Raw genomic sequence first — 12,218 nt, forward strand, 5'->3', positions numbered from 1 at the left:
ACGAAGGGCAGGTCCCCTGCCCGGTCACGCCAGCGTCTTGGCGAAAAGCGTGTGGAAGTTGGCGCGGGTGGCCTCGGCGAGCATCGCGGGATCCTCGCCGCGGAGCTGCGCGAGGAACCGGCACGTGTCCGCTACAAAGGCCGGCTCGCCGGTCTTGCCCCGGTGCGGCACCGGCGCGAGGAACGGCGCATCGGTTTCGATCAGCAACCGCTCCAGCGGCAGCGCGGCGGCGGTTTCCTGCAGGTCCTTGGCGTTCTTGAACGTCACGATACCGGAAATCGATATGTAGAAGCCGAGTTCCAGCGCGATCTCGCCAAAGGCGCGGCTCGCGGTGAAACAGTGGATCACGCCGGGGAAGGCCCCCTTCCCCATTTCCTCGCGCAGGATCTCAGCGGTGTCTTCCTCGGCGTCGCGGGTATGGACGATGATCGGCAGCTGGGTTTCGCGGGACGCCGCCAGATGCGCGCGGAAGCTCGCCCGTTGGCGATCGCGGTCGCTGTGATCATAATAATAGTCGAGCCCGCTCTCGCCGATGCCGACCACGCGCGGGTGCCGGGCGCGCTCGACCAGCTTGGCGGTGTCGACATGCGGGTGCGTGTCCGCTTCGTGCGGGTGAATCCCGACGCTGGCCCACACATCCGCCTCGCGCTCGGCGACGGCGATCACCTGGTCCCACTCGTTCTCGCGGGTCGAGATGTTGAGCATTGCCACCACGCCAGCGTCGCGGGCGCGCGCCAGCACTTCGGGCTGCTGCTCGCCGAGACCCTTGTAGATCAGGTGGCAATGGCTGTCGGCGAGCTTCATGCGTCCTCGGAGCTTTGCAGTTCAAGTCGCGGAAAGATGGGGGTTGGAGGTGCGATCTTGAAGTCCGCATCGCCGTCCGGGCCGAACTGCGCGAGCAGCTTGGCCGCCGAGGTCGGCACCACCGGCTCGATCGTCACGCCCAGACGACGGATCGCCTTGAGCAGCGTGCCGAGCACCGCGTGCATCCGCTCGGGATCGGTCTTGCGCAGCGTCCAGGGTGCCTGCGCGTCGATATACTGGTTGCAGGCGAACACGCCGGTCATCCAGGCCTCGACGCCCTGGCTGAGCGCCAGATCCTGGAACGCGCGGGTGAAGGCGGCGCAGGCGGTGTCGACCTCGGTCAGCAGCACCGCATCGGCGTCTTCCGAACGGCCGGCCTGCACCGCGCCCTCGCAATTCTTCGCGATGAAGCTCAGCGTGCGCTGGGCCAGATTGCCGAAGCTGTTCGAAAGATCGGCATTGGCGCGGGTGACGATCGCCTCGTCGCTGAACGTGCCGTCCTGACCGAAGCTGACGTCGCGCAGCAGGAAATAGCGCAGCGCGTCGACGCCATAAGTCTCGGCAAGCTCCATCGGATCGACGACATTGCCGACCGACTTGGACATCTTCTCCCCGCGGTTGAGCAGGAAGCCGTGGCCGAATACCTGTTTCGGCAGCGCGATGTCTGCTGACATCAGGAACGCTGGCCAATAGACGGTGTGGAAGCGGACGATGTCCTTGCCGATCAGGTGCAGGTCGGCCGGCCAGTAGCGCGCGAGCCGCTCGGCATCGTCGGGGAAGCCCGCGCCGGTCAGATAGTTGGTCAGCGCGTCGACCCAGACATACATGACGTGCCCCGGCGAACCGGGCACCGGCACGCCCCAGTCGAAGCTGGTGCGGCTGACCGAGAGATCGACCAGCCCGCCCTCAACAAAGCGCAGCACCTCGTTGCGGCGTGATTCCGGGCGGATGAAATCCGGGTTGGCGGCGTAGAAGTCGAGCAGCGGCTGCTGGTACTTCGAGAGGCGGAAGAACCACGTCTCCTCCTTGGTCCACTCGACCGGCGTGCCTTGGGGCGAGAGCTTCTGCCCCCCTTCCCCTTCCTGCAACTCCTTCTCCTCGTAGAACGCCTCGTCGCGGACCGAATACCAGCCCTCGTAGCGGTCGAGATACAGGTCGCCCTTGGCCGCCATCTTTTCCCAGATCGCCTGGCTGGCGCGGTAGTGATCGGCCTCGGAGGTACGGATGAAACGATCGCACGAAATATCGAGTTTCTTCGCCATCACACGGAAATGGTTCGACATTTCATCGGCAAGCTCGCGCGCGGTCATGTCGCGGGCACGGGCGGTCTGCACCATCTTGAGGCCATGCTCGTCGGTGCCGGTCTGGAAGAACACGTCGCGACCCTGTTGGCGCTGGAAGCGCGCGATCGCGTCGGCAGCGATCATCTCATAGGCATGGCCGATATGCGGCTTGCCGTTGGGATAGTGGATCGCGGTGGTGATGTAGAAGGGGTCAGCCATGCCCGCCGCTTTAGGATGCGGCGCAGCAACGGGCAACCTGTACGCTTAGCGGCGGGCGAGCCGCGCGAGAATGCCGCTCATTTCGAACACGGTGGCGGTGGCGTCGAGCGACAGGCCCAGCGCCGCCCCGGCCAGTTCGCGCGCGGCGGCATAGGCGTCGAGCGCCGTCCGCAGCGCCTCGCCTTCCAGCCGCTTCGCCCGCGCGGCGATGAAGCTGGGCGTGCGCTCCAGGAACGCCTCGTAGCGCGGCTGCGCGGCCTTGGCGCCGAGCTGGCGGCCGAGGCGCGTGCGCAACGCATTGTCCGGATCGCCATGATCGGCCAGCTGCGCCATGTCCGCCTCCAGCGCCGACAGGTCGAGCCCGGCGAAGCGCAGCGCGCGCCCCGGCGAGCCCTCGGCGGCTTCGACCAGCGCGGCGATCTCGATCTCACTGGCTTCGGGGATCTGGCGGCGGAGCACCGTCGTCGTCTCGGCATCGCTCAGCGGCTCGAACCGCAGCAGCCGGCAGCGCGATCGGATCGTCGGCAGCAACCGACCCGGGGCGTGGCTCACCAGCAGGAAGATGGTCCCCGCCGGCGGCTCCTCGAGGTTCTTGAGCAGCGCGTTGGCGCCGCCCCGCTCGAGATCGTCGATCGCATCGATGATCACCACCCGGCGCGGGCTCAGCGATGGCTTGGTCGCGAACAGCGGCTGCAGGCTGCGCACCTGCGCGATGGTGATCGAACGGGCGAGCGCCTCGTCGGGCTTGTCGGCATCCTTGGGCAGCCGGGCGAGGATCTTGAGGTCCGGATGGCTGCCCGCGGCGATCAGGCTGGCGGTGCGGGTCGTCTCCGGCACGTCCCAGCCCGGCAGCAGCCGATCGGGCTCGGCGGCTTCGGCCAGCATCCGCGCGGCGGCGATGCGGGCGAAGCCCCCCTTGCCCACACCCTCGGGCCCGGCGATCAGCCAGGCATGGTGCAACGCGCCGCTCGCCATGGCGGCGGCGAGCGCGTCGCGGGCTTGGCGGTTGCCGATCAGGGCGTCGGCCAAGGCGATCAGGCCAGATGGAGCAGCGACATCAGGCCGGCCCAGGCGCGGCCGAAAAAGCCTGCCTGGCCGACATCCTCGGCGGCGACCAGCGGCAGCACCTGCTGCGGCATGCCTTCGCCTTCGATGATCAGGTCGGCGATATGGTCGCCCTTGTGGAAGCCGGCCTTGACCGGGCCCTGGTAGACGATCTTGCCGGCCAGCTTGGGGCTCAGGCCTGAGGGCAGCGTGATGTTGAGGTCGCGCGGGGCGACGACGGCCACCTTGTTGGCGGTGCCGCCCTGCACGTCGACGGTGCCGACGGTGCGGTCCTTCTTCACCACCGGCTTGGTGCTCCAGGCAGCGAAGCCCCAGCGCATGAAGCGCACGGATTCATCCGCACGCCCATTATAGGTGTCGAGTCCGGCCAGCACCATGACCAGACGGCGGCCGTTCTGCTCGGCCGAGCCGGTGAAGCCATAGCCGGCCTCTTCGGTGTGGCCGGTCTTGAGGCCGTCGGCGCCCGGTACCTTGCCGAGCAGCGGATCGCGATTGCCCTGCTCGATCGCGGCGCCAGCACCCAGGGTCTTGCCCCAGGTGAAGCTCGGCAGCGAGTAGAAGGACTTGTAGAGATCCGGGAAGTCGCGGATCGTCGCCGCCGCGAGATGTGCCAGGTCGCGCGCGGTCACATAGGTGCGGCCCTCGTCCGGCCAGCCGTTCGACGTGCCGAAATGGCTGTTGGTCAGGCCGATCTTCTTGGCCCGATCGTTCATCAGGTTGACGAAGCCCTCTTCGGTGCCGGCAATGCCTTCCGCCAGCACGACGCACGCGTCGTTGCCCGACAGCGTGACGATACCCTTGAGCAGGTCCGCCACGGTCGGCTGCTCGCCGACGCCGAGGAACATGGTCGAGCCCTGCGAGTGCCACTTCTTCCAAGTCTCGGGGCGCACCTCGATCTTCTGGTCGAGCTTGAGCTCGCCCTTCTTGATCAGGTCGAACGCGACATAGACCGTCATCATCTTCGCCATCGAGGCCGGCGGCATGCGGCGATCGGCATCCTTGGCGAACAGGATCGCGCCCGAGGACATGTCCTCCATGTACGCGATCGGCGCAGGCGTCGGGAAATCCGGGCCGGCGGCGTGCAGCGGCGCGGCGATGGCCAGCGCCAGGAACGAAACGGCGGCGAGCTTCTTCATGATGATCGGTCCAGAACGCGAGTAATTACCCCTATCGGACCGAGGTGCGGCGCGCATCTCCGAACCCGGCCCGAACGGCCCCTTCCCGTGCCCGCTCCGCTGCCGCCTCCGTCGCGAAGGGGCCGAGCTGGACGCGGTAGAGCCCGCCCCCTGCCTTTACGAAGCCCTTTAGCTTTTGGGCAAGCGCAGTCGCGCGTTCGGCCGAAGAAAGTGCGGCAACCTGCACCAGATAGCGGCCCTGGGCCGGTATCGGCGCCGCAGATTTCGCCGCCGGCCGACGTTTCGGAGGCGCGACGTCGGCCGCTTGCTCGTGCGGGATGACGTCGACGATCGGATCGGGCTGCACGGGCGGAGGGGGCGGCGGTGGCAGAGGCGCGTTCGCCTCGGGGCGTGGCGGCAGCTGGAGCCGCAGCGCGCGCAGCAGCGCGGGCGGCGAATCGATCCGCGGCTGCGCGGCGCCGGCGCTGCGTAGCGCGGCCTGGTCCTCGGTCGAAGGGCGCACCGCGCGAATCCGCACGGGCACCAGCCGGTCGGCGGGAAGGCCGAGCTGGCTGGCGGCGCCTTCGGAGATCGCGGCGATGGCGCCCGGCGCCTCCGCGGTTTCGGCGATGCGGACGAGGATCGTGCGGCCGCTGTCGAGCGCGGTCACCTCGGCATAGCTTTCCACCGGCAGGTCCGGGCTCACCGCCAGGGCCGCGGCACCGAGTGGCAGCACGGCGGCATAGCCTACCGCATCGTACCGCCCCTCGCCCGGCTGCAGTTGCGACGTGGCGTGCGGGCCGTTTGCCGCTGCGGTCGGATCGGCGTCCTGGGCGTGCGCGCTCGCTGCGGCAAACAGCGCAACGGCAAGCGTGATCGGTCTAGCGTTCCACGGCATCGGCCAGCAGGCCTACCGACAAAGCGTAAAAATTCGAGCAATTATAGTCGAGGATCACGCGATAATTGCCGGTGAGCAGATAGGCGGTGACACCGGGCCCGTCGGGCTCGAGCAGTGTCGCCAGCACCTCGTCGCCAGGCCAGGCGCGCGCCTGCGGCACCACGCCCAGCGCACGCCACTCGGCCATCGTCTTCCACTGGCTCTGGCGGCCATGGACACGGGCGCAGCGCGGGCTGGTCGTCCGGCTGGCGATCGAGCGGCGATCGAGCGATGCGGGAACCGACACGGCAAAGCCCCAGGGGACCCCTGCCCGCCATCCGGCATTGACGAAATAATTGCCGATCGACGCCAGCGTATCGGCATCGCTGTTCCAGATATCGGCGACGCCGTCGCCATCGCCGTCGCGCGCGAGCCGCAGATAGACGCTCGGCAGGAATTGCGGCCCGCCGAACGCGCCCGCCCAGCTGCCGACGAGCTTCTCGCGCGGCACCCCCCGATCGATCATCTTGAGCGTGGCGATGAACTCGTCGGTGAACAGGGCGCGGCGGCGGCCTTCATAGGCGAGGCTGGCCAGGGCGCGGGGCAGATCGAAGCCGCCCATCACCCGCCCGTAATTGGTCTCATGCCCCCAGATCGCCACCATGATCGATTCGGGCACACCGGTCTCGCGCTCGATCGCCGAGAGCCTGCCGCGCGCGCGCAGATAGGCGGCACGACCGCGCTGGATCCGATCGGCATCGACATGGCGGGCCCGATAGGGGGCGAAGGCGGGGACCGGCGCATTGGGGCTGCTCTCCGGCTGCTGGCGATCGAGTTCGACGACCCGGGCATTGTAGGTGAGCGCGGGGATCACCGCGTCGATCGTGCGCTGGCTCACCCCGGCGGCGGCCGCCTGTTGCGCAAGTGTCGGAAGATAGCGCTGAAAGCCCGCCTCATCCTGCGCCTGTACGGGCACGGCGGCGATGGCGGCGGCAAGGGCGCCGGCGAGGCCCCCGATCCGGAATAAGCGAGTACGCGGCATGGACGCGCTGTTGCACAGCAGCACGGCGGCAGAAAGCCCCTGCCCGGCGCAACGCGACGAAAACGCCGCGGGGCGACGATCAACCGATCCGCACAACAGCGATTGATCCCGCGGGCAACGTCGATTAGGCGCGGTGCTTCCGGAGAGATGGCCGAGTGGTTTAAGGCAGCGGTCTTGAAAACCGCCGTGGGTGCAAGCTCACCGTGGGTTCGAATCCCACTCTCTCCGCCACGGCTGCAATCCGATGCGCCTTATCGCCGCCTCCTATACAGGTGGCGACCGTAACCGATGCGTCCGGCGATATGTTCTACACCGAAGCAGAGCGCAGCGCCTATGCCGGCCGACGCCAGCCCCGCAAGCCAAATCAGCACTCCCATGGCAAAGTAGAAGAAAACAATTACGAATCCCGCAACGATGAGAACGCCGCTAAGCAGCAGAAACCCGTAGCCGAGGAATGTCACAGGTAAGGCCGCGACGGTAAAAACGAAGGATAGAACGGATCGCATCGGAGCGCCCTCGCCTTAGTTGTGACCCGCAGTTTTGGAAGATGCGTGCACGCGCGAAAGATTGATCCAGCCTTGCTTGATTCCGTCTGCCGCTCGGGCGACGCCAAACTGCTTCAGACCGGCGCAGAACCGATCTTTTCCTCCGGCCTGCGATACCAGCGCGCTGCGATTCGCCAGGACGGCAAGCTGCATGTCGCTGCTAAGCGAGTGACCCGCGCTTTGGTGGGAGCTCTCGAATGCTCGGAGCCGAGCGGGCAAGTCGCCCAGCGCGGCCTGCATTCCGCAAATCTCGAGAAGGTCGATTTGTTGGGAGAGCGTCGTGGCGATATGGGCCTCGTCCATACTGGCCTCGAACTTGCCTGATGTCGCTGTCGGAACACCGAGGCTCCCCACCAGCGCCAAAACCGCGAACATCTTAGGCATTTTTCTTCCCCGCTTGTTGTTGCCGCACTTTGAAATCGTGCGGTTCAACCTCCGATGAATAAAATTGATTAACGGAACCTATCGAGCGCGGATCTATATTCAGCAGGCCACGGCTCTGCATCCAGCAGGCCACGGCCCTGCAGCGCAACCTTGGGATCGGGTGGGCGATGGCGAGGCACTGCACCGCGCGTCGTCCTCGCCACACGAAAAAGGCCCCCGGCGCACCATCGTGCGCGGGAGCCCTTTCGCGAAGCTTTGGGGCCGGACGGTGCCGTCCGGCCCGAACGGCTTACTTCTTGCCGAGCGTGAGGCCGCCGAAGCGCTTGTTGAAGCGCGCGACCTGGCCACCCTGGTCGAGCAGCTGACCGCGACCGCCGGTCCAGGCCGGGTGCGCGAGCGGATCGATCTCGAGCTGCATGAGATCGCCTTCCTTGCCCCAGGTGGAGCGCGTCTCGTACACGGTGCCGTCGGTCATCTGCACCTTGATCATGTGATAATCGGGGTGGGTGTTCTGCTTCACATCGAATTCCTTGAGAAAAGCCGCCGGTTTCCGACCGGCAGCGGACGCGCGCGCCTAGCAGAGCCCGTGCGCCAACGCAACCTTATTGCCGCATGCCCCACCAGCGGCGGAGCGCTACGAGCGACCAGATCGCCTCGACCAGCCCGAACGGCCAGGCCCCCTGGAGGAAGCCATAGGCCGAGCCGAGCAGGCAAGCGCCGGCAAAGCCGAGCACCCACCAGGTCGAGCGCGCTTCCAGCGCATAGGTGACCAGCATCGCCGTCACCGCGAACAGGCCGAACCAGGTCAGTGCGTCCATGGTCCGGCCTCTGCCCGGCTTACGCGCTGGGCGGATCGGCGATCATCGCGGTGAATTCGCATTCCGCCGCCAGTTCGCCGTCGATCAGCGCCTTGCCGGCGAACTTGCAGACGCGCGAACGCTTCTGCACGAACGCGACATGGAGCTTGAGCAGCACGCCCGGCTCCACCGGCTTGCGGAACTTCACGTTGTCGATCGCCATGAAGTAGACGAGCTTGCCCGAGCCGGCGAGCCCGAGCGACTCGACCGCCAGCACGCCCGCCGCCTGGGCGAGCGCCTCCACGGTGAGCACGCCCGGCATGATCGGACGGCCGGGGAAATGGCCCTGGAAGAACGACTCGTTGATCGTCACCGCCTTCACCGCCACGATCGACTGGTCGAGGATCAGCTCCTCGACGCGGTCGACCAGCAGCATCGGAAAGCGGTGGGGCAGCGCCGCCATCACCCGCCCGATATCGAGCGGACCGATGTTGCTGCCCCCCTGCTCGCCCCCGCTCACCGCGGTTCGGGCTTCGCCGGCTTGGTTGCGCCCGCGGCCGGACGGGCTGCCGGAGCGGCCGCACCCGGCGCCGCGGCGGCACCCTGCTGCTGTTGCTGCTGGGCGCGCGCGGCGGCCAGCTGATAGGCGCGACGCTTCAGCTCGTTGACCTGCTGCTGGAACTGCAGGGTGCGCTGCTGCGGCTGCCAGTTCGCCGGCGGGGTGATCGCGACGGTCGGCGTCTTGTCGAGCTCGGCGACGACGGCGTCGCTGATGTCGATCGCGTCGGGCGCGTAGACGATTGCTTCCGGCGACAGGATCACGTTGACCTTGCGCGCGTTGACGACCGAGATCTGGGCGGCGTCATACAGCGCGAGGATCTTCTCGAACGCGAACAGTTCCGCCAGCACCGAGGGCAGCTGCAGCTTCTGGATTTCCTCGTTCGCCTGGTTCTGCAGGGTCATGAGCTGGGTGTAGTTCGGATCCTTGCGCGCGGCCGCGGCCTGCTCTTCGGCTTCCGAAACCTGACCGTCCTTGTTCGTGTCGATCGTCGCGATCAGCGCGCGCGCGTCGGTCTGGAACTTGGTCTGGCGCGCCTGGATCTGGTCGCGCACCGGCTTGAAGGTGGTGTCGAGCTGGTTCTCGGCGGCAGTGAACGCCTTGGCCTTGGTGATCACCTCCATCGTGTTGATGGTGGCAATACCGGCAACCTGCGCCGAGGCCGGGATGGCCGCGACGAACGCCGCCGAGGCAGCGAGCGCCGCCACGAGTACACGATGCTTCATCATTAGAACTGAGTCCCTACGTTGAAAGTAACAAGCTTCTTGTCGTCGCCCGGCTGGCTGACCAGCGCCTTGGCGACATCGATACGCAACGGGCCGAAAGGCGAATTCCAGTTGACGCCGAAGCCCACCGAAATGCGGGGTGCCGCGGTGCTGCCGCGATACTGCTCGTAGAACACCGGCGTCGAGTTGAGCGCGCGGGTGTTGACCGAGGTGCCGACGCAGGGCTGACCAGCGGCGGCCGCGTAGCCGATCGTGCACGGCGTGAGGCTGCCCTGGAAGGTGCCGGTGGTCACCGTGTACAGCGCATTGCCGGCGCTGTCGTTGAGCGGCCGCGGCAACAGCGACGGCGAGCCGTCCTTGTTGATGCCCGGCAATCCCGTCTTCGGATCGATATAGGCCGGGAAGTAATTGTTCGTGTCCGGTCGGCGGATCGAGAACAGCGAACCCATCTGGACGTAGATCGACGGACGCAGGCCAAGCTCCGCCGCGCCCGAGCCGAGCGGCAGTTCGAGTTCGGCCTTGGTCAGGTAATAGCCCTTGCCGCCTAGCGCGTCGTCGATGATCTGGTCGCGGCTGGTGACGAGCGCCTGGGTGCCCAGCGCCGGATCGCCGGTATACTGATAGCGCTGCACGCGCGGGCCGACGCCGCGGATGTCGAAGCCGCGGAACTGCGGCTCGCCCAGATAGAAGCGATCGGTGATCCGGACTTCGCTGCCGTCGAGGCTCTTGATCGCCCCGCCCTCACCGGTGAGCGAGAAGACGAAGCCGCTGCCGAGGCCCCAATATTTGGCGGCGTCGACACGGCCGCGAATATAGCGCACGTCGCCACCAAGGCCTGCTGCGTCCACGCCCACCGAAACGCGCTGGCCGCGCGTCGGCCGCAGGCGGCTGTTGAGGCTGTCATAGATCAGCGACAAGCCGACCAGCGAGGTCAGACGGTTGCCCACCGCTTCGCAATAATAGCGGCCGGCAAGGAACGGATCGCACTTGCCGTCGGTGTAGAAGGTGTTCTTGTTGAGGGTGACGTTGTCCTTGGCGAGATAGTAGCGCGCCGACAGCGTCCAATATTCGGTGAGCGGCAGGCCCGCGACCAGCTGGAAGCCGGTCGAGACCTGCTGGTAGGTGGTGTTGCGGGTGTTGTTCAGGCCGAGATTGAAGCTGTTATAGTCACGCCGGAAGATCGTCGCGCCCAGGGCGATGTTGCTGTCGAACAGATAGGGCTCGGTGAAGCCGAGCTCGACCGACTTCGAGTAGCTCGAATAATCGGCCGAGATGCTCGCCGTCTGGCCCATGCCGCGGAAGTTGCGCTGGCGGATCGATGCCTGGAGGATGAAGCGTTCGAGGCTCGAGAAGCCCGCCGACAGCGTCAGTTCGCCGTTCGGCTTCTCTTCCACGTTCGCGCCGAGCACGATGCGGTCCGGCGCCGAGCCTTCCTTGCGCTCGATCTCGAACTTGTCCTGGAAATAGCCCAGGCTGTTAATGCGGTCCTGCGAGCGCTTGACCAGGAAGGTGTTGAACGCATCGCCTTCCGCCACGCGCAGTTCGCGGCGGATCACCTTGTCCTGCGTCTGCCGGTTGCCGGTGATCTCGACCCGCTCCACATAGGTGCGGTTCGCCTCGCCGATATGGAAGTTGATCGACATAGTCAGCGCATCCTTGTTGCGCTGATAGTCGGGACGAACGTCCGCAAAGGCATAGCCGAACAGGCCGGCGGTCTCGCTCAGCTGCTCGATCGTGTCTTCAACGGTCTTGGCGTTGTACCACTGGCCTTCCTTGATCGGCAGCGCGGCGGCGAGCTTCTTGTCGTCGAAGTCGCGGATCGCGCTGTCGACCGTCACCGGGCCGAACTTGTAGCGGGGGCCTTCCTCCACCACATAGGTGATGATGAAGTCCTTCTTGTCCGGTGTCAGCTCGGCCACCGCCGAGATCACGCGGAAGTCGGCATAGCCCTGGGTCAGGTAGAACTGGCGCAGCTTCTGCTGGTCATAGGCCAGGCGGTCCTGGTCGTACGACGTGTTCGAGCTGAGGAAGTGCGAGAAGCTGGCGACCTTGGTGGCCATCTGCGCGCGCAGCTTCTTGTCGCCGAACACCTCATTGCCGATGATGTTGATCTGGCGGACCTTCGACTTGGCGCCTTCGTGGATCTCGAAGATCACGTCGACACGGTTCTGGTCGAGGCTGACCATCTTCGGCTCGACGCGGGCGGCGAAGCGGCCCTGGCGGCGATACAGCTCGATGATCCGCGCGATGTCAGCACGCACCGCGGTGCGGGTGAAGATCTGGCGCGGCTTGAGCTTGATTTCCTTGTCGATCTTGTCCTGCTTCAGCCGCTTGTTGCCTTCGAAGACGACGCGGTTGATCACCGGGTTCTCGCGGATGCGGATGATCAGGTTGCCGGTCTCGACACCCTCGATCGTCACGTCGGCGAGCAGTTCGGAGGCGAGCAGGTCCTTGATCGCCTGGTCGACCGTTTCGTTCGAATAGTTATCGCCGACCCGGAGCCGGGTGTAGCTGAGCACCGTCTCGGGCTCGATGCGCTGCGAGCCTTCGACCCGCATCGACTTGATCGTCCGCACCACCGCCGGCGTCGCCGGAGCGGGTGCAGCCTGAGGCTGGGCCGCTGCGGCCGCGGGCTTTGCCGCGGTCTGCGCGTCCGCCGGCGCTACCACGCCCGACAGGATCGTCCCTGCCAACAGCGTAGCCGTCGCCCGCGCGCCCAAATTGCTTGCCTTTATCGCAGTCACCATCCCACCCCAGTCGGAATCCAAATATTGCCGGAACGCGCGCGGCACAATTGCCGCCC

Annotated in this window: 12 protein-coding genes and 1 tRNA gene; 1 reads left to right on the plus strand and 12 read right to left on the minus strand. The window is 66.5% G+C overall.

The window, feature by feature from the left end; all coding sequences use genetic code 11:
• Positions 1 to 24: 24 nt before the first annotated feature.
• From SAZ01S_RS05815 to SAZ01S_RS05840, 6 genes are read right to left on the minus strand one after another with little or no spacing between them, the layout of a single operon-like run.
• Positions 25 to 804: a TatD family hydrolase gene (locus SAZ01S_RS05815; RefSeq protein WP_084580948.1), complete on the minus strand. Its 780-nt coding sequence runs from the start codon at positions 802 to 804 to the stop codon at positions 25 to 27.
• Positions 801 to 2,306: a methionine--tRNA ligase gene (gene metG, locus SAZ01S_RS05820; protein ID WP_084580950.1), complete on the minus strand. Its 1,506-nt coding sequence runs from the start codon at positions 2,304 to 2,306 to the stop codon at positions 801 to 803. Before metG ends, SAZ01S_RS05815 begins: the two co-directional genes overlap by 4 nt.
• A 45-nt stretch (positions 2,307 to 2,351) precedes the next feature.
• Positions 2,352 to 3,335: a DNA polymerase III delta subunit-related protein gene (locus tag SAZ01S_RS05825; protein ID WP_084580952.1), complete on the minus strand. Its 984-nt coding sequence runs from the start codon at positions 3,333 to 3,335 to the stop codon at positions 2,352 to 2,354.
• A 5-nt stretch (positions 3,336 to 3,340) separates the two neighbouring features.
• Positions 3,341 to 4,507 (minus strand): D-alanyl-D-alanine carboxypeptidase family protein, encoded by a 1,167-nt coding sequence (locus tag SAZ01S_RS05830; RefSeq protein WP_084580954.1) that lies wholly within the window; start codon positions 4,505 to 4,507, stop codon positions 3,341 to 3,343.
• Positions 4,508 to 4,538: 31 nt separating this feature from the next.
• Positions 4,539 to 5,384 carry an SPOR domain-containing protein gene (locus SAZ01S_RS05835; RefSeq protein ID WP_084580955.1) on the minus strand — a complete coding sequence of 282 codons (846 nt, stop codon included), beginning with the start codon at positions 5,382 to 5,384 and terminating at the stop codon, positions 4,539 to 4,541.
• A complete protein-coding gene (locus SAZ01S_RS05840; protein WP_084580957.1) occupies positions 5,368 to 6,405 on the minus strand; it encodes a lytic murein transglycosylase in 1,038 nt (345 codons plus the stop codon). Before SAZ01S_RS05840 ends, SAZ01S_RS05835 begins: the two co-directional genes overlap by 17 nt.
• A 141-nt stretch (positions 6,406 to 6,546) precedes the next feature.
• Between SAZ01S_RS05840 and SAZ01S_RS05845 the strand changes: the two genes are divergently transcribed.
• Positions 6,547 to 6,636, plus strand: a tRNA-Ser gene (locus SAZ01S_RS05845).
• A 290-nt stretch (positions 6,637 to 6,926) separates the two neighbouring features.
• Here SAZ01S_RS05845 and SAZ01S_RS05855 read toward each other — a convergent pair.
• The 6 genes from SAZ01S_RS05855 to bamA all read right to left on the minus strand — a co-directional run bounded on the left by SAZ01S_RS05855 (position 6,927) and on the right by bamA (position 12,162).
• Positions 6,927 to 7,382 (minus strand): hypothetical protein, encoded by a 456-nt coding sequence (locus tag SAZ01S_RS05855; RefSeq protein WP_139809954.1) that lies wholly within the window; start codon positions 7,380 to 7,382, stop codon positions 6,927 to 6,929.
• A 241-nt stretch (positions 7,383 to 7,623) separates the two neighbouring features.
• Complete coding sequence (rpmE, locus tag SAZ01S_RS05860) at positions 7,624 to 7,854, minus strand: 50S ribosomal protein L31 (protein WP_064313046.1); 231 nt, start codon at positions 7,852 to 7,854, stop codon at positions 7,624 to 7,626.
• 82 nt (positions 7,855 to 7,936) lie between these two features.
• The gene (locus tag SAZ01S_RS05865; RefSeq protein ID WP_084580963.1) at positions 7,937 to 8,152 is read right to left on the minus strand and encodes a hypothetical protein; all 216 of its coding nucleotides are present in this window, start codon (positions 8,150 to 8,152) and stop codon (positions 7,937 to 7,939) included.
• A gap of 19 nt (positions 8,153 to 8,171) precedes the next feature.
• Complete coding sequence (fabZ, locus tag SAZ01S_RS05870; protein ID WP_084580965.1) at positions 8,172 to 8,651, minus strand: 3-hydroxyacyl-ACP dehydratase FabZ; 480 nt, start codon at positions 8,649 to 8,651, stop codon at positions 8,172 to 8,174.
• Positions 8,648 to 9,418, minus strand: coding sequence for an OmpH/Skp family outer membrane protein (locus SAZ01S_RS05875; protein ID WP_084580967.1), 771 nt, complete (start codon positions 9,416 to 9,418; stop codon positions 8,648 to 8,650). The genes fabZ and SAZ01S_RS05875 overlap by 4 nt, the downstream gene beginning before the upstream one ends.
• The gene (gene bamA / locus SAZ01S_RS05880) at positions 9,418 to 12,162 is read right to left on the minus strand and encodes an outer membrane protein assembly factor BamA (protein WP_084580969.1); all 2,745 of its coding nucleotides are present in this window, start codon (positions 12,160 to 12,162) and stop codon (positions 9,418 to 9,420) included. The genes SAZ01S_RS05875 and bamA overlap by 1 nt, the downstream gene beginning before the upstream one ends.
• Between the last annotated feature and the right edge of the window lie 56 nt (positions 12,163 to 12,218).

The organism is Sphingomonas azotifigens NBRC 15497 (assembly GCF_002091475.1).
GTDB lineage: Bacteria > Pseudomonadota > Alphaproteobacteria > Sphingomonadales > Sphingomonadaceae > Sphingomonas > Sphingomonas azotifigens.